Here is a 16,169-nt window from a genome sequence, read left to right as displayed (position 1 = left end):
TTCAGGTTAGCGGACGTCTCTGAGAGCAACCTACCTCCGCCCTGAGGAGGGGTATCCCGCTAAAATGCGGAGGTTCGCCCTTTGCGGGCCCGGAGACCATTCAGGAGAAGACGTGGCGACAGACGAGGCAGAGTTCGGCACCGAGCTGCGCGGCTACCGCAAGGAGGAGGTCGACAAGGCCCTGGGCGACCTGCGCCGCGAGCTCATCAAGGCGAACAACGACCGGGCCGACGTGGCCGACCAGGGTCGTCAGCTCCAGCAGCGCATCGCCGACCTCGAGGCCGAGCTCGACGAGGTCGGAGCCCCCAGCTACCGCGGTCTCGGTGCGAAGCTCGAGTCGACCCTCCGCGTGGCCGAAGAGCAGTCGAGTCGCCTCATCGCGACGACCGAGAAGAACGCGTCGGAGTTGCGCACCTCCTCCGCCGCCGAGGCGCAGCGCATCGTCGAAGAGGCGGGCGAGCGCGCCGCCGACATGCTCGACGACGCTCGCGGGCGCGCCGCCGCCCAGGTCGAGGAGTCCACCGGCGAGGCCGACCGGCTCGTCGAGCGCGCACGCGCCGATGCCGCGGCGATGATCGCCGACGCCGAGCGCGACGCCGCCGCCACGCGTGCCACCGCCACCACCGAGGCGGCGGAGGCCGTGTCGACGGCCACGCGCACGGCCGCGGCCCTGCGCTCCGACGCCGAGCGCGAGGTCGCCGAGCTCCGGCAGCAGGTCGAAGGCGACCTGGCCCGTGCGCGCGAGGAGGCCGCCGACCTCGACCGCCAGACCGAAGAGGGGCGGGCCCGGTTCCTCAGCGACTCCGAGCGGCAGCGGGCCGACCTCGAGCTCGAGGCCGCCACGGTCAGGGACGACCTCGCACGCCTCGACGAGACCACCCGCGCCGAGCTCGAGCGCGAGGTCAGCAGCCGCCGCGACGCCCTCGACCGCGAGGTCATCAACACCCGCGAAGAGCTGGACGACGACCGCGAGAACCAGCGCGCCGCTCTCGAGCGCGAGATCTCCGCCGCCCGCGAGGCCCTCGCCGCCGACGCGCAGGCGCAGCGCACGGCTCTCGAGCGCGAAGCCGAGTCCACGCGCGCCGACCTCGACCGCGAGGTCGCCGACGCCCACGACGACATCGAGGCCGCGAAGGCCGCCAGCCGCGACGAGATCGAGCGCACCGAGCGCCAGAGCCGCGAGCAGATCGAGCGCGAGCAGGAGCAGACGCGGTCGACCCTCGCACGCGAGGTCGCCGACCAGGCCGCTCGCCTCGCCGCGGAGGAGGCTCAGGCCAAGGCCGACCTCGAGGCCGACCTCGCCGAGACGCGCGCCCGACTCGCTCACGACGACGAGGAGCAGCGCGCCCGCCTCCAGAACGAGCGCGAGACCCTCGACGCCGAGCTCCGCGCGGAGCGCGAGCGGGTGCACGGGATCCTCGAGCGCGAGGCCGCCGAGGCGCGCCGTGACCTCGACGCCGAGCTCGCCACCAAGCGCGACGAGGCCGAGCAGGACTTCATCAGCCGCCACAACGACGCCGTCGCCGAGACCCAGACCTATCTCGACGAGGCGAACCGGCAGCTGGCCGACGTCACCGCACGGGCCGAGACGAAGCGCCGCGAGTCGCGGGCGGCCGAGGAGGCCGCGTACACCGAGGCGCGCACCACCCGGCTCGACGCCGAGCGCGTCGCAGGCGAGACCATCAGCAACGCGCAGTCGCGGGCCGAGTTCGTCGTGAAGGACGCCGAGCGTCAGGCGCGCGACATCATCGGCGACGCGGAGGAGCGCCTCGCGGAGATCACGCGCGAGCGCGACCAGGTGGCCGCGTACTTCGAGAACGTCCGCCAGAGCATCGGCCAGATCGAGCAGGTCTCCCCCGAGTGAGAATCCACGGCGCGTTCCGGCTGGGCCTGTTCGGCGGGCTCGGCGTCCTGGCGGCCGTCCTCATCGGAACGGCGCTCGGCGAGCTCTCGACGATCCTGACCTACGTCGGCGTCGCCCTCTTCCTCGCGCTCGGCCTCGACCCGGTCGTGGCCTTCCTCGAGGCGCGCCGGGTGCCTCGGCCCGCCGCCGTCGCGATCGTCATGGTGGCCGTCCTCGCCGCGTTCGTCGGCGTCGTCTTCGCGATCGTGCCGACCATCGTCAGCCAGACGACCGACCTCGTGAACAATCTCGCGACCTACCTGCAGAGCCTCACCGCCCAGCAGTTCGTCGACAACCTGCAGTCGCTCGTGCCGAAGAACGTCTTCAACGTGCAGGATGCCCTGAACACGGTGATCGGCTTCCTCACCGACCCGAAGAACATCGTGACCATCGGCGGCGGCGTGCTCGCGGTCGGTGTCGCCATCACCAACGGGGTCACAGGCACCATCATCGTGCTGATCCTCACGCTCTACTTCATGGCCTCGCTCAAGAGCATGAAGAGCGGCCTGTACCAGCTGGTGCCGAAGTCGAGCCGGTCGGAGTTCGCCCGACTCGCCGACGCCATCAGCGCCTCGGTGGGCCGCTACGTCATCGGCCAGGTCGCCCTCGCCCTGCTGAACGGCGTGCTGAGCTTCATCGTGCTGTCGATCGTCGGGGCGCAGCTGCCGGCCTTCTTCGCGTTCCTGGCGTTCATCGGCGCGCTCATCCCGCTCGTCGGCACGGTCGGCGCCGCCGCTGTCATCGTCTGCGCCCAGGTCGCTCTCCTGCCGCTCTCCCCTGCGACCTGGATCTCGATCGCCGTCTGGTACCTCATCTACATGCAGGTCGAGGCGTACGTCTTCTCGCCCCGCGTCATGCGCCAGGCGGTCAAGGTGCCCGGCGTCATCGTCATCATCTCGGCTCTGGTGGGCGGCACGCTGCTCGGCGTGCTCGGTGCGCTCATCGCGGTTCCCGTGGCGGCGGCGGTGCTGCTGATCGTGCGCGAGGTGGTCATACCCCGGCAGAACGAGCGCTAGCGCGACGAAACGCGACACCTGCGACGCGCGGTCGGGTCGCAGGTGTCGCGTTTTGTCGCGGGGCGGGGTCAGGCGGGCCAGTGCTCGCCGAGCGGCAGGGCGTCGGGGTTCACGACGCGGACGATCTCGCTGAGAACTCGACGGGTCTGGTTCTCGCCCACCCACAGGTGCTTGCCGCCCTCCACCTCCACGAGCTCGGTCTCGGGCACACTGGCGAACTGCTGCCGGGCCTCGGCGGGTCGCAGGAAGTCGTCGAACTCGGGGATCACGGCGACGAGGCGCCGACCAGCCCCGTGCCAGCGGGCGAGCTCGTCAGCGGTGGCGCGGCGGAGGGGCGGCGACAGGAGCACTGCTCCTGCGATCTCGTGCTCGAGACCGTGCTTGATCGCCACCTCGGTGCCGAACGACCAGCCCACCAGCCACGGCGTGGGCAGACCCTGCTCGTCCAGGAAGGCGATCGCCGCCGCGAGGTCGTAGCCCTCGGTCTCGCCGTCGCCGAACTCGCCCTCGGAGCGGCCCCGGGGCGACGAGACGCTGCGGAAGTTGAACCGGAGCACGGCGAGGTCGGCCTGGGCCGGAAGTCGGGCGGCGGCCTTGCGGATGATGTGGCTGTCCATGAAGCCGCCCGCGGTCGGCAGCGGGTGCAGCGTCAGCAGCGTCGCGACGGGGGCGCGGTCGGCAGGAACCGAGAGCTCCCCGACGAGAGTGAGGCCGTCGTCGGTGTGCAGCTCGATGTCTGCGCGCTTCGCGGGCAGGAGGACGCCGCCGCGCACCTCGATGCGCTCGGTCGACTCGGCCTCGGGGTGGCCTGCCGTCATGAGATCCTCCAGCAGTGGTTGTGCCAGTGTCGCCGGGAGGCGAGATCGGCTTCCTCGCCGAACAGCCCGTCGGCGGGCCAGGCGACGATGTGCGGGGTGCCGGGCTCGATGGTCAGCGTGCAGCCCGGGCAGACGTACGGCTTCGTCGACGACGTGCCGGCGATCGCCTGGACCGTGTACGCGCGCCCGCGACGGATCTCGGTGTGCTGGCCGCCGTAGAGGACACGCGAGAGGTCGCCGGCCTCGTCGTCGCCGTCGGGGCGTGACGATCCGCGCCGTGGGCGGTTGCTGCGCGGCATGAGGGCGACCCCGGGAGGATCAGTACCAGTTGTCGGCTTCGGAGTGCGCCCAGGCCGCGCACGGAGTGCCGTAGTGGCCCTGGATGTAGCCGAGACCCCAGGTGATCTGGGTGGCGGCGCTGGTCTGCCAGTCGGCACCGGCGCTCGACATCTTGCTGCCCGGCAGGGCCTGCGGGATTCCGTAGGCGCCGCTCGGGTTCGAGGCGTAGACGTTCCAGCCGGACTCTTTGTTCCAGAGCGAGACGAGGCAGTTGTACTGGTCGGTGCCCCAACCGCGTGCGGCGACCATCTGGGCGCCGATCGCCTGCGCGCTGCCGGGGTCGGGCGTGCCGGCGACGGGAGCAGTCGCGGTCGTGGTGGTCGTGGCCGAACTCGTCGACGTGGTGGTCGCCTTGACGGTGGCCTTCTTCACCACCGGCGGCGTGTAGTTGACGGTGTAGCTGTCGCGCGAGGCGGACGGGCCGCCCGTCGCCGTCACCTGGTAGTTCTGGCCGGCGATACGGGTCGCGACGGCCGGAGTGGCGACGTCGGTGCCCGAGGCGGTGGAGGCGTAGGCGCCCGACAGCGGGTTGATCAGCGAGCCCGAGACGAAGGCGAAGGTCGCGGCGAAGCCCACGAGGGGCAGTGCGACGCGCTTGCGCGTGAGGATCGGGCGACGGAAGGCCGGCGCGTCGATGGCGACCGGCGCCGGTGAGACGACGCGCTTGACGGCGGGCGCAGGAGCAGCCACGGGCCGCGCGACCTCAGCCGCGGCGGCCGTCGCAGCCGCCTCGCGAAGCGCCCGACGTGACCCGGCGGTGGCCGCAGCGCGGTCGCCCGTCTGCGTCGCGGAGGGTCGCTCGACGCCCTCCCGGCGGAACTCCTCGTCGACGGCGCCTGCCGACGCGAGAGCGTCGGCGTCTGTCGGACGAGCCTTACCGGATACGTGTACTGCCGCGTGCCTACCCATAAGTCCGACAACTATAACGGACGGATCACGAGCCGCCAAGGCCGAACCACGGTGAGTCGGATCCTGCACCCCGTGATCGACACGGGGAAACCGTCAGCGGACGGCCAGCATCACGTCGACGACGCTGTCGAGCACCAGGTCGACCTGGCCCTCGCGGTACCCGCCGCGCTTCGGCCGGAAGACGCTCGTGCGGACGTCTTCGATGCTGAGAGCCTTGCCCTCGGAGAAGTAGCCCTTGAGCTTCTCGACGAGGCGGTCGACGTCGCCGGTGTCGTAGCCGTTCGACAGGAACGAGACTCGGTCGAAGCGGTGCTTCTCGGGGCGGTCGAGCCGGTTCACGATCGCCTCGGCCACCGACCGCGCCTGCGTGAACCAGGTCTCGTCCCCGGTCTCGCGGAGCACGCGCTCACGCTCGCGCATGGCGAAGGCGTCTTCGAGCCGCTCGAGTGCGGAGTCGACCTGCTCGGGGATGTAGCCGTTCTTGACCATCGCGAAGGCGGTCTGGCGGATGGTCTCGGCGGTGACGTGCGGGGCGTCGGGCTCGCCGGAGTACGCGCTGCGGGCCTCGGCGAGGAAGGCCTCGACCTGCTGGACGTCATAGCCGCGCTGCGAACCGCTCACCGTGGAAAAAGTCGAACTCACGCGCCCATTGTGCCGTACGTTTCCGAGGGAGGACGTGAGTGCGACCTGTGCGCGTCGCGAGCATCGCCTGATGCGCGTTCGCGCGAGTCGCAGGATGCGCGTCGCGAGCGTCGCCTAGTGCGCGGCGAAGATGAGGTACAGCGCGTAAGCCACGACGGCCGACGGCAGCGTGGAGTCGAGCCGATCGAGGAACCCGCCGTGACCGGGCAGCCAGGTCGAGATGTCCTTGATGCCGAGGTCGCGTTTGATCAGCGACTCGGTGAGGTCTCCCATCGTCGCCGTGAGGGTGAGAACGGCGCCCATGACCAGGCCGAGCCACCAGGGCTGGTGGATCATGAAGAGCGAGATCAGCACGCCCGCGATCATCGCGGCCGCCACCGAGCCGGCGAAGCCCTCCCAGGTCTTCTTCGGGCTGATCCGCGGTGCCATCGGGTGCTTGCCGAAGGACAGACCCGTCGCGTAGGCGCCCGTGTCGACCGAGATGACGACGATGAGGGTCGCGAGAGCCCACCACTGCCCGCCGGGCTGAGCTGTGAGGAGCACGAGGAACGACCCGAGGAAGGTCGTGTAGATCTGCACGAACGCGCCGGAGCCGAGGTCGCGCCAGAGGTCCGTCGCGCCGGTGCGCCGGGACGAGCCCAGTTGCAGGGCGAGCCGCCACAGCGAGATCACGACGATGCCGCCGATCAGCGTCAGCCACTGCCCTTCCGCCCGGAAGAAGTACGAGGCGGGGACGATCGCGATGCCGACCGCGACGCTCGGCACACGCGGGACGTCGCGCCCCGCGGCCCGGATCGCGGTCGTCAGCTCGAAGACGATGAAGAAGATCAGGACGACGGCGACGATCATGAAGAGCGCCTTGAACAGGATCAGGCTCACCAGCACCGAGCCGCCGAGGCCCAGCCCGATGCCGATCGCCGCCGGCAGGTTGCGGCCGGTGCGGGCCGTCAGCTTCTCGTTGCTCGCCTCGAGCCTCGCGCGCTGCGCACGCAGCTGCGCCTCGATGTCGGAGCGGGCCGCCTGCGCGCGCTCGGCTCCGGTCTGGTGGTGCTCGGGAGCGCCTGGGTCGTCGTCCATGCGCGCCATCAGACCTCGAGCAGCTCGGCTTCCTTCTTCTTGAGGGCCTCGTCGATCTGGTCGACGAAGCTCTTGGTGATCGCCTCGAGCTCCTTCTCGGCGCGGGCGATCTCGTCCTCGCCGACATCGCTCTGCGAGTCGAGGTCGTCTTTCGCCTTGCGGCGGATGTTGCGGATCGCGATCTTGGCGTCCTCGCCCTTCGTCTTGACGATCTTCACGAACTCCTTGCGGCGGTCCTGCGTGAGCTCGGGGATCGTCACGCGGACGATGGTGCCGTCGTTCGTCGGGCTGGCCCCGAGGTTCGGGAAGGTCGCGATGGCCTTCTCGATCTCTTTCAGCGCCGTCTTGTCGTACGGCGTGACGATCATCGTGCGGGCCTCGGGGACCTGCAGCGACGCGAGCTGCGACAGCGGGGTGGGCGTGCCGTAGTAGTCGACCGGGATCTTCTGGAAGAGGGCCGGGTTGATGCGACCGGTGCGGACCGTGTTGAAGTCGTCTTTCGCGACGTCGACGGCCTTGCCCATCTTCTCTTTGGTCTCGCTGAGTACGTCTGTGATCGCCACAATGCTCCTTATGTCTTGGTCAGCTTACTCGGGCGGCGGTGGGCGGACGCCCGGCCCGCCGCGTCGCGATCAGTTGCTGACGAGGGTTCCGATGCGCTCGCCCAGGATCGCCTTCGCCACGTTGCCCGCAGGCTCCATGCCGAACACGTGCATGGGCATGCCGTTGTCCATGCAGAGGCTGAACGCGGTCGAGTCGACCACCTTGAGGCCCTTGACGAGGGCGTCCTGGTAGGTCAGGTGGTCGTACTTCGTCGCCGCCGGGTTGGTCCGCGGGTCGTCGGAGTAAACCCCGTCGACGCCATTCTTGGCCACCAGGACCTCGTCGGCGCCGATCTCGAGGGCGCGCTGGGCGGACACCGTGTCGGTCGAGAAGTACGGGAGGCCTGCTCCTGCGCCGAAGATAACGATGCGGCCCTTCTCGAGATGGCGGCCCGCGCGCCGCGGGATGTAGGGCTCGGCCACCTGCGTCATGGAGATGGCGGACTGGACGCGGGTCGACGCGCCGGTCTGCTCGAGGAAGTCCTGGAGGGCCAGGGCGTTCATGACGGTGCCGAGCATGCCCATGTAGTCGGCCCGGCCGCGCTCCATGCCACGCTGGCTGAGCTCGGCGCCGCGGAAGAAGTTGCCGCCGCCGACGACGATCGCGACCTCGACGTCTTTCGAGGCCTCGGCGATCTCGCCCGCGAGCTGGCTGACGACGTCGGGGTTCACGCCGAGCGATCCGCCGCCGAACGCCTCGCCGGAGAGCTTGAGGAGGACGCGCCTGCGGTTGGTCTTCGGTGTCTTCATGATGTGGCCTCTCTCGACGGCGCCCGCGCGCGCCGGACGGTTGGTGTCAGGGTATCGGGGTGCATGGAAAAGGGGTTCGAGACGATTGCTCGTCTCGAACCCCTTCACGTCGCTGTTACGCGCCGACCTTCACGCGGGCGAAGCCCTGGATGGTCATGCCCGCCTCGTCGACGACCTTCTGCACCGACAGCTTGCTGTCCTTCGCGTAGGCCTGGTCGAGGAGGACGATCTCCTTGAAGTAGCCGGTCAGGCGACCCTCGATGATCTTGGGCAGCGCCGCCTCCGGCTTGCCCTCGTTCTTCGCAGTCTCCTCGACGATGGCGCGCTCGCGCTCGACGTCGTCGGCCGGGACCTCGTCGCGCGACAGGAACGTCGGCGCGGCGAAGGCGATGTGCTGAGCGATCGAGCGGGCGGTCTCGGCGTCGCCGCCGGTGTAGCCCACGACCACGCCGACCTGCGGAGGCAGGTCCTTGGAGGTCTTGTGGAGGTAGATCGCGAAGTGGTCGCCGGAGACGGTCGCGACCTGGCGGAGCTCGACCTTCTCACCGAGCAGCGCGGCCTCGTCGTTGACGAACGACTCGACCGTGGTGCCCTCGATGGCGCTAGCGTTGCCGGCCTCGACCGACGTCGCACCGGCGGCCGCGACGGCCGTCAGGACGTTCTCGGCGAGAGCGATGAACTTCTCGTTCTTCGCGACGAAGTCGGTCTCGCTGGCGAGCTCGATGATCGTCGCGGAGCCGGTGCCCTCGGCGGCGGTCACGAGACCGGCCGTGGTGGTGCGGCCCTCGCGCTTGGCGACGCCCTTCAGACCCTTGACGCGCAGGATCTCGATCGCCTTCTCGAGGTCGCCCTCCGCCTCGACGAGAGCGTTCTTGGAGTCGAGCATGCCGGCGCCGAGACGGTCGCGGAGGACCTTGACGTCAGCCAGGGAGTAGTTGGCCATGGATGTGCCCTTTCGTGGCTTGCTGAGAGAAGGGATTACTTGGACGACTCGGCGTCGACCGCAGCGGCGTCGGCGTCGACCGCGTTCGCGACCTCGGGGTCGGCCTCGGCCACCGGCTCGGCGACGGGCTCGCCCAGGGCCTTCTCGGCGACCTGCGCGTCGGCGTCGTTCTCCTCGGTCGGCTCGGGAGCCTCGGTCTTCTCGCCCACGGAGGCGACGGCCTCGCGGAGCTCGACGGCCTGCTTGTCGTCGGCCTCGGTGGTCTGCGCGAGGAGCTCGGCCTCCCACTCGGCGAGGGGCTCGGCGGCGACCGCGTCGTTCTCGTCGGGCTTCTGGTGGCGCTGGATCAGACCCTCGGCCGCGGCGTCGGCGACGATGCGGGTGAGCAGGCCCACCGAGCGGATCGCGTCGTCGTTGCCCGGGATCGGGAAGTTGATCTCGTCGGGGTCGCAGTTCGTGTCGAGGATGCCGATGACCGGGATGCCCAGCTTCTTGGCCTCGTCGATCGCGAGGTGCTCCTTCTTGGTGTCGACGACCCAGAGTGCCGACGGCGTCTTCGTGAGGTTGCGGATACCACCGAGCGTCTTGTGGAGCTTGTCGAGCTCGCGCTTCTTGATCAGGAGCTCTTTCTTGGTGAAGCCCTGGGTGGTGTCGTCGAAGTCGATCTCCTCGAGCTCCTTCATGCGAGCGAGGCGCTTCGAGACCGTCTGGAAGTTGGTGAGGAGGCCACCGAGCCAGCGCTGGTTGACGAAGGGCTGGCCGACGCGGATCGCCTGCTCGGAGATCGAGCCCTGAGCCTGCTTCTTGGTGCCAACGAAGAGGATGGTGCCGCCGTGCGCGACGGTCTCCTTGACGAAGTCGTAGGCCTTGTCGATGTAGCCGAGCGACTGCTGGAGGTCGATGATGTGGATGCCCGAGCGCTCGGCGAGGATGAAGCGCTTCACCTTCGGGTTCCAGCGGCGGGTCTGGTGTCCGAAGTGGACGCCGCTGTCGAGCAGCTGGCGGATGGTGACGACGGCCATGGCCGTTCTCCTTTTCTCTGCGCGCTCACGCGCGCACGCTTTTCGGTTGGATGGACGGTCGGTCGACCGCCTCTGCCTGGCGCCCGGGCCCATGCTCCCGCCCTCTACGAGGGACCGAGTGGGGATGGTGCCGGATGCATTCGGTTGCGAATGCTGTAGGCGCGCGAAGTCAGCCCGCCGAGCGGGCTGCGTGGCAATAATAGCAGGCCTAGGCCCGCGCGGAGGCCTCCCCCGCGAGGGCGGATTCGCCCATCTCCTCGAGCGAGCGGCCCTTGGTCTCCTTGATCTTGAAGAACACGAAGAAGAACGACACCAGGGCGAAGAACGCGAAGATCCCGTAGGCGAACGCGAGGTTGATGCCGGCCAGGACGGGGAACATCACGGTGACGACGAAGTTCGCGATCCAGTTAAAGGTCGAGCCGATGCCCAGCGCGGCGGCGCGGATGCCGGGAGGGAACATCTCGCCGAGCAGGACCCACATGAGCGGACCCCAGGTGGCGCCGAACGAGATGACGAAGATGTTGGCCGCGACGAGGGCGATCGGGCCCCAGGCGCCGGGCAGCTGCGGATTGCCGTTCACGAGGTGCGACTGGCTGAACGCGATCGCCATGAAGGCGAGGCTCAGCGTCATGCCGACCGAGCCGGCGATGAGCAGCGGGCGGCGACCCCAGCGGTCGGCCCAGATGATCGCGACGAACGTGACGACGACGTTGATGATCGACGAGATCGTCGAGATGAGGAACGACTGCGACGCCTTGAACCCCACGGCCTGCCAGAGCGTCGTCGAGTAGTAGAAGATCACGTTGATTCCGACGAACTGCTGCAGGATCGCCAGGATGATGCCCACCCAGACGATGCCCTTGAGCCCCAGAACGGTGCCGCGGATGCTCGCCTTCGTCTCCATCGAGGCCTCCTTCTGGATGGCGTCCTCGATGTCCTTCAGGTTCGTCTCGACCGTCTCGGTCGGCACGATCTTCGACAGCACGTCACGGGCGTCGTCCCGCCGGCCCGCACCAGCGAGATAGCGCGGCGATTCGGGAAGCGTCAGCGCGAGGACGCCGTAGACCACGGACGGGATGATGCCGACCAGGAACATCCACCGCCAGGCCTCGAACGGGCCGAGGTTGGCCGAGGCGTCGCCGTTGTTGCCCGTGACGAGCAGCTGGTCGGAGAGCAGGGCCGCGAAGATGCCGAGGGTGATGGCGAGCTGCTGGAACGACGCGAGCCGGCCGCGGATCGCCTTCGGGCTGACCTCGGAGATGTACGCGGGCGCGATGACCGAGGCGATGCCGATGCCGAGTCCGCCGATGAGGCGCCACAGGACGAAGTCCCACACGGCGAACGAGAGGCCCGCCCCGATCGACGAGACGAGGAAGAGTCCCGAGCCGATCAGCATGACGCGGATGCGGCCCATGCGGTCGGCCAGGCGACCGGCGACGTACGCGCCGACAGCGCAGCCGATCAGGGCCGACGCCACGGTGAAGCCCGAAAGAGCCTCGGGGATCTTGAAGTGCGACGTGATCGAGTTCACTGCGCCGTTAATGACCGACGAGTCGAAGCCGAACAGGAAGCCGCCGATGGCCGCGACGACAGCCAGGGCGGTGACCTTGCGGTCGAGCCTTCTCAGTTCGATCGGTGATGTGGTCGGTTGTGACACGGTACTCATCTCTTCTCAGCGGGCCGTTCTCGCGGCCCCGTCGGCTTCCGTCGCGGAAGCGCTCCGAGGAGGGCGACTCGTGATCACCTCTCCCCCACAAATGCGATGCACGAAACGTTGTGCACCACCTGCACCATACGCCGTCCGGCGAGCGGTCGATCACGCAGCAGGATCGGCGTATGTCCCGCTCGCCCGATTCTCCGCCCGCACGGCCGCGTCCGCCCGCCCGACTCTGCCGAGGTGCTCTCGCGGTGCTCCTGCTCGCCCTGGTCGTGCTCTCGGGCGTGGCGCCGGGGGTGGTGCTCGAGCAGGCGGCGGCGGCCCCGGTCTCCAGTGCGGCGCCGGCCGTGCCGTCGTCGCTCACGGGCCGGTGGACGTGGCCGCTGCCCGCACCGCACGACGTGGTGCGCGGCTACGTCCAGCCGGCCGAGGCGTGGTCGCCCGGCCATCGCGGCGTCGACATCGCCGCCGCGGACGGGGCCGTCGTCGTCGCGCCCGAGGCGGGGGTCGTGCACTTCACGGGCACGGTCGTGGACCGCCCGGTGGTGTCGATCGAGCATCGCGGCGGCGTGCTGTCGAGCTTCGAGCCGGTCGCGGGCGTCGTGAAGCAGGGTGAGGCGGTCGCGCGGGGGCAGCCGATCGGGGTCCTCGTGACCGGGCACTGCGGCGTGTCGGTGTGCCTGCATCTGGGCGCGCGGGTCGATGGGCGGTACGTGAATCCGCTGCTCCTGCTCGGTGAGCTGCGGCCGGCCGTGCTGCTGCCGACGCGCCCGGTGCCGTGACGGGCCGGTGGCGCGGCGGCAGGGAGCGGGGCACCACGCGGCGGCCCCGTCGGGTTCAGGCGCGCGGGTGCGCCGAGCGGTAGCTCTCGCGGAGGCGCTCGGTGGAGACGTGCGTGTAGATCTGCGTCGTGCCGAGGCTCGCGTGCCCGAGGAGCTCCTGGACGGCCCGGAGGTCGGCTCCGCCGTCGAGGAGGTGGGTCGCCGCGGTGTGACGGAGGGCGTGCGGCCCCGCGGGGCCCGAGCCTGGCAGCGGCTCGAGGAGACGCGCGACGAGCGAGTAGACCGCGCGGGAGCCGAGACGCCGGCCCGATCGGCCGAGGAAGAACGCGGCGGGGTCCGCGCCCTCCTGGGCGGCGAGGACGGGCCTTCCGCGGTCGAGGTAGGCCGACAGGGCGGCGGCGGCCGGCACGCCGAACGGAACGACGCGCTGCTTCGCCCCCTTGCCGAGCACACGGACCGTGAGGCGCTCCAGATCGACGCCGCCTCTGTCGAGTCCGGTGAGCTCGGAGACCCGCAGCCCCGACCCGTAGAGCAGCTCGATCACGGCGAGATCGCGCACGGCGCCGGGTTCGCCGCCGGCCGCCCTCTCGGCGAGCCCGCGCAGGACCCCGTCGACCTGCTCTTCGGTGAGGACCCGCGGGAGGTGCGACTCGGCCTTCGGCGCACGGAGACGTGCCCCGACATCGGTCGGCAGGCGGCCGCTCTCGTGCAGCCACTTCGTGAAGCCTCGCGCCGACGCCGAGCGCCGGGCGATGGTGGCTCGGGCGAGCTTCTGCTCCGTCGAGCGCCAGAGCCAGTCGCGCAGGGTCTCGAGGTCGAGCCCGTCGACGCCGGGCGTGCCGTCGACTCTCCAGCCGATGTCGGCCACGAGGGCGTCGAGGTCGGTGCCGTAGGCGCGCACCGTGTTGTCGCTGAGGCCGCGGGCGTGCCGCAGGTGGCCGAGGAAGTCCTCGACCGCGCGCGCCATCGACTCCGCCACGATCAGCCGATCGTCCGCTTCTTCGAGAATCGCTCGAACTGCTCGGCCGCGGGAAGAGCCTCGATACGGGCGAGGAAGTCGGAGTCGAGGGTCTCGACCGGCTCGTAGTCGTCGACGGGAAGCACGGAGTGCGTGAGTCCGTCGGGGTAGACGTGCACGAGCGAGAAGGTCCGCAGCGCGTCGATCTGCCGCAGCTCGCGCGGCGGCGCCGTGAGGTCCATGGTGTTGCAGGTGGCCGACGCCACCGAGACCGGCACACCCGCGAACAGCCCGAACGTCGAGTAGTGCAGGTGACCGCCGAGCACGCCTCGCACGTCCGTGCCGCGTATCACCTCCGCGAGGTCGTCCTGGTGCTGCAGCTGCAGCAGGTTCATCAGCTCGAGCGGCGTCTTGATCGGCGGGTGATGCAGTGCCAGCAGGGTTCCGTGGGGCGCAGGATCCGCGAGAACCCCGCGCAGCCATTCCAGCTGCGCCGCGTCGACGTCGCCGTGGTGATACCCGGGCACGGTGCTGTCGAAGGCGATGATCCGCAGCCCCCGGACGTCGTAGACGCGATCCTGGGGATGGTCTTCGTCGGGCCCTTCGAGGTCTTCCCCGAAGAGCTCGCGCGCGTAGACGCCGCGCTCGTCGTGGTTGCCCATGACCCAGACCAGCTGCGCCCCGAGGTCGTCGGCGACGGGCTCGACGATGGCGCGGAGGCGGCGATAGGCCTCGGGCTCGCCGAGATCGGTGAGGTCGCCCGTGAGCACGATCGCGTCGGGGCGGCGCCCTGAGCGCGTCAGCTGCGCGAGAGCGGACTCGATCTGCGTGTCGGTGTCGATCACGCCGCCCCACGGGGCGCGACCGCCGAGGAAGTGCGTGTCGCTGAGGTGCGCGATGGTGAAGTCGGGTGTCGGCGGGGTCGCGGAGACGGTCACGGCCCGAGCCTAATGACATCTCACCCAGCCGGTCTCGCGCTCCTCGGCGCGGCCGCCGAGTTCGAGCACAGCCAGGATCCCCCGTATCTCGCCCGCGGCGAGACCAGAGCGTCGCGCGACGTCGAGGTCCGTTTGCGCGGACCGGGTCGACAGGGCGTCGAGGACTCGCATCTCGCCTGGTGCGTCGCGACCGGGCCCGTAGCGGGCGACGTCGTCGAGGACGCCTCCGGTCACGAGCGCGACGACGTCGTCAGGGCTCGTCACGCACTCGGCGCCGCCCTCCCGGAGGAGCCGGTGGCAGCTGGCCGACGCGGGCGAGGTCACCGGACCGGGCACGGCGCCCAGGGGCCGCTCGAGCGCGCGAGCGTGGTTGGCCGTGTTCAGCGCGCCCGAGCGATGCCCGGCCTCCACGACGACGGTCGCCGCCGTCGTGGCGGCGAGGAGCCTGTTCCGCTGGAGGAATCTCCAGCGCGACGGCGTGGTTCCGCAGGGCGCCTCGGCGACCACCGCACCCGTCTCCGCGACGCGGCGGAGCAGGTCGGCGTTCCCGGCCGGGTAGTAGCGGTCGACGCCGCCCGCCATGATGGCGACCGTGAGGCCGTCGGACGCCACGGTCGTACGGTGCGCCATTCCGTCGATGCCGTACGCGCCGCCCGAGAACACCGACCACCCTCGAGTGCTCAGACCGTCCGAGAGGTCGGCTGCGACATGTTCGCCGTAGCCGGTCGCGGCACGACTCCCCACGATCGCGATGCCGGGTCTCGCGGTGAGCGCACCCGCGTCGCCCCGGATCCAGAGCGCTGCCGGGCCGTGGAGGCCGAGATCGTCGAGGCCCGCGGGCCACTCGGCGTCGCCGGGAACGACGAGGCGCACCCCGAGGACGGACGCGGCGCGGAAGGCGGATCGCACGGCGGTCGCCGACATGCGCGGCTCCCAGCGCTTGCGCGCGCCGGTGAGATCGACACGGGACGCCTCGCCGGCACCGCGTGCCTCGAGGCGGCGCACGATCTCGTCGTCGGGCAGTTCGAGCGCCGCCAGAGCACCGGCCGGCCCCAGAGCCAGACGCAGAAGGCCTGCTGCGCCGTCGCCCGGCTCTGTGAGGCACGACCACACGGCGCTGGCGAGGGCGTCATTCGCCCCGGCGCCGCCGGCGCCCGCAGCGCGGGCGACATTGTCAGCGCCGCCAGCGCGGCCGACACCGCCGAGCATGTCGGCAATCTCGCCGTCGCCGAAGCCAGCGAGCAGCCCTCGCCCGGTCACAGCGACCTCCTCAGCGCCAGCGCATTCGAGACGTGCGAGCGGTCGGGCCGGTCGGCGCCATCGAGGTCGGCGAGAGTCCAGGCCAGGCGGAGAACGCGGTCGTAGCCCCGCATGGTCAGCGTGCCGAGTTCGAGGGCGCGATCGATCGCGCCCGTGCGCGAGGCGTCGAGGCGTCGGTCGCCGCTGCGGAGGAACTGCCCGGGCACCTCCGCGTTCAGAGACCACGGGGTCGCGCGCAGGCGTTCGCGGGCACGCGCACGTGCGCCGAGGACCCGTTCGCGGGCATCGGCCGTCGAGACCGTGGTGACCTCGCCGCTCTCCGCCAGCCGGAACTGCGCCGACGCGATCCGGGCCACCCGGAGCTGCATGTCGATGCGGTCGACGAGCGGCCCGGAGAGCCGGGCCAGGTAGCGCCGCCGCGACTGGGCCGAGCACGTGCACGCGGCGTCCCGCGCGCCGTACTGCCCGCAGGGGCAGGGATTGGCCGCCATCTTATGGCGCTACTTTGACTAGTCAGAACCAGAAGCGCCCGAGGGGAGCTGAGCAGAGCCAA

Annotated in this window: 17 protein-coding genes; 3 read left to right on the top strand and 14 right to left on the bottom strand. The window is 70.4% G+C overall.

All coding sequences use genetic code 11. The features are described from left to right. The first annotated feature begins 112 nt into the window (after positions 1-112). Together C8E83_RS03990 and C8E83_RS03985 are read left to right on the top strand one after the other, a co-directional pair. On the top strand, positions 113-1,864 hold the full coding sequence (locus C8E83_RS03990) for a coiled-coil domain-containing protein (RefSeq protein ID WP_121368545.1): 1,752 nt from the start codon (positions 113-115) through the stop codon (positions 1,862-1,864). Continuing rightward, on the top strand, positions 1,861-2,919 hold the full coding sequence (locus C8E83_RS03985) for an AI-2E family transporter (protein WP_121368544.1): 1,059 nt from the start codon (positions 1,861-1,863) through the stop codon (positions 2,917-2,919). The genes C8E83_RS03990 and C8E83_RS03985 overlap by 4 nt, the downstream gene beginning before the upstream one ends. A gap of 68 nt (positions 2,920-2,987) precedes the next feature. On the opposite strand, the gene C8E83_RS03980 is transcribed toward C8E83_RS03985, so the two are convergent. The 10 genes from C8E83_RS03980 to C8E83_RS03935 all read right to left on the bottom strand — a co-directional run bounded on the left by C8E83_RS03980 (position 2,988) and on the right by C8E83_RS03935 (position 11,687). Further along, entirely contained in the window at positions 2,988-3,737 is a 750-nt protein-coding gene (locus tag C8E83_RS03980) for an alpha/beta hydrolase (protein WP_121368543.1), read from the bottom strand. Then, positions 3,734-4,036, bottom strand: coding sequence for a hypothetical protein (locus C8E83_RS03975; RefSeq protein WP_121368542.1), 303 nt, complete (start codon positions 4,034-4,036; stop codon positions 3,734-3,736). Before C8E83_RS03975 ends, C8E83_RS03980 begins: the two co-directional genes overlap by 4 nt. A 19-nt stretch (positions 4,037-4,055) precedes the next feature. Further along, complete coding sequence (locus C8E83_RS19820; RefSeq protein ID WP_245981396.1) at positions 4,056-4,985, bottom strand: aggregation-promoting factor C-terminal-like domain-containing protein; 930 nt, start codon at positions 4,983-4,985, stop codon at positions 4,056-4,058. A gap of 93 nt (positions 4,986-5,078) precedes the next feature. Beyond that, positions 5,079-5,627 (bottom strand): DivIVA domain-containing protein, encoded by a 549-nt coding sequence (locus C8E83_RS03965; RefSeq protein WP_121368541.1) that lies wholly within the window; start codon positions 5,625-5,627, stop codon positions 5,079-5,081. Positions 5,628-5,741: 114 nt separating this feature from the next. Then, complete coding sequence (locus C8E83_RS03960) at positions 5,742-6,704, bottom strand: phosphatidate cytidylyltransferase (RefSeq protein WP_121371721.1); 963 nt, start codon at positions 6,702-6,704, stop codon at positions 5,742-5,744. A gap of 8 nt (positions 6,705-6,712) precedes the next feature. Then, on the bottom strand, positions 6,713-7,228 hold the full coding sequence (gene frr, locus C8E83_RS03955; RefSeq protein WP_211331752.1) for a ribosome recycling factor: 516 nt from the start codon (positions 7,226-7,228) through the stop codon (positions 6,713-6,715). Positions 7,229-7,336: 108 nt separating this feature from the next. Further along, the gene (gene pyrH / locus C8E83_RS03950) at positions 7,337-8,056 is read right to left on the bottom strand and encodes a UMP kinase (RefSeq protein ID WP_121368539.1); all 720 of its coding nucleotides are present in this window, start codon (positions 8,054-8,056) and stop codon (positions 7,337-7,339) included. A 115-nt stretch (positions 8,057-8,171) separates the two neighbouring features. After that, the gene (gene tsf, locus C8E83_RS03945) at positions 8,172-8,999 is read right to left on the bottom strand and encodes a translation elongation factor Ts (RefSeq protein ID WP_121368538.1); all 828 of its coding nucleotides are present in this window, start codon (positions 8,997-8,999) and stop codon (positions 8,172-8,174) included. Positions 9,000-9,034: 35 nt separating this feature from the next. Next, the gene (rpsB, locus tag C8E83_RS03940) at positions 9,035-10,021 is read right to left on the bottom strand and encodes a 30S ribosomal protein S2 (protein WP_121368537.1); all 987 of its coding nucleotides are present in this window, start codon (positions 10,019-10,021) and stop codon (positions 9,035-9,037) included. A 208-nt stretch (positions 10,022-10,229) separates the two neighbouring features. Further along, positions 10,230-11,687: a sugar porter family MFS transporter gene (locus C8E83_RS03935; RefSeq protein ID WP_121368536.1), complete on the bottom strand. Its 1,458-nt coding sequence runs from the start codon at positions 11,685-11,687 to the stop codon at positions 10,230-10,232. Between the two features lie 170 nt (positions 11,688-11,857). Between C8E83_RS03935 and C8E83_RS03930 the strand changes: the two genes are divergently transcribed. Then, positions 11,858-12,460: a M23 family metallopeptidase gene (locus tag C8E83_RS03930; protein ID WP_121371720.1), complete on the top strand. Its 603-nt coding sequence runs from the start codon at positions 11,858-11,860 to the stop codon at positions 12,458-12,460. 55 nt (positions 12,461-12,515) lie between these two features. On the opposite strand, the gene C8E83_RS03925 is transcribed toward C8E83_RS03930, so the two are convergent. Genes C8E83_RS03925 through C8E83_RS03910 form a run of 4 tightly spaced genes read right to left on the bottom strand, consistent with a single transcriptional unit; the run spans position 12,516 to position 16,107 of the window. Further along, complete coding sequence (locus C8E83_RS03925; RefSeq protein WP_121371719.1) at positions 12,516-13,427, bottom strand: tyrosine recombinase XerC; 912 nt, start codon at positions 13,425-13,427, stop codon at positions 12,516-12,518. A gap of 14 nt (positions 13,428-13,441) precedes the next feature. Then, positions 13,442-14,356 (bottom strand): metallophosphoesterase, encoded by a 915-nt coding sequence (locus C8E83_RS03920; RefSeq protein WP_121368535.1) that lies wholly within the window; start codon positions 14,354-14,356, stop codon positions 13,442-13,444. A 9-nt stretch (positions 14,357-14,365) separates the two neighbouring features. After that, positions 14,366-15,616 (bottom strand): DNA-processing protein DprA, encoded by a 1,251-nt coding sequence (dprA, locus tag C8E83_RS03915; RefSeq protein WP_245981395.1) that lies wholly within the window; start codon positions 15,614-15,616, stop codon positions 14,366-14,368. Beyond that, on the bottom strand, positions 15,613-16,107 hold the full coding sequence (locus C8E83_RS03910; RefSeq protein ID WP_121368534.1) for a magnesium chelatase subunit ChlI family protein: 495 nt from the start codon (positions 16,105-16,107) through the stop codon (positions 15,613-15,615). The genes dprA and C8E83_RS03910 overlap by 4 nt, the downstream gene beginning before the upstream one ends. Positions 16,108-16,169 lie beyond the last annotated feature (62 nt).

It is taken from the genome of Frondihabitans australicus (genome assembly GCF_003634555.1).
Taxonomy (GTDB): Bacteria; Actinomycetota; Actinomycetes; order Actinomycetales; family Microbacteriaceae; genus Frondihabitans; species Frondihabitans australicus.
This window is presented reverse-complemented; position numbering and strand designations above follow the sequence as displayed.